Below are 415 nucleotides of genomic sequence, written 5' to 3'. Positions count from 1 at the left end.
CGCCGTGCTTGGGGTCGGCAAACAGGCGGCGCAACGTCGCTTGGATACGCTTCCGTTCGCCCTTCTGGGTCAGCATGTCCTGCATCCAATGCAAGGCCTGGACGACCCGCATCCCCGGCCGATCCGCCCAATAGAGGCGGCTAGGGGCAGCGTATTTGAAGTGGATTTCCTGCGTGCCGAGCTTGATTGGCTTCAACCGCGCATCGACCAGCACTTCTATTCGGGCGGGGACGGCGGTCGTCAGGCCGAGGTCGTTGGCGGCCGTCATACCATCGATGACGGCGCGCGCCCGATCGCGGCGCGTGACGGCGCGGATCACAGCGCGATAATCCGGCACGGTGGCGCGGCCAGTCAGGTTGTTCGTGCGCGGCCGGTCATAGAGGCCTCGGTCGATCCGGCGCAGCTCCCCGGCGGC

At 67.0% G+C, this 415-nt stretch carries 1 protein-coding gene; it reads right to left on the bottom strand.

The window, feature by feature from the left end; genetic code table 11:
* Positions 1-415 (bottom strand): DUF6088 family protein (locus BQ8482_RS26545; protein WP_244602971.1); only part of this gene is annotated, 415 nt, incomplete at both ends.

The sequence above is a fragment of the Mesorhizobium delmotii genome (genome assembly GCF_900149755.1).
GTDB lineage: Bacteria > Pseudomonadota > Alphaproteobacteria > Rhizobiales > Rhizobiaceae > Mesorhizobium > Mesorhizobium delmotii.
This window is presented reverse-complemented; position numbering and strand designations above follow the sequence as displayed.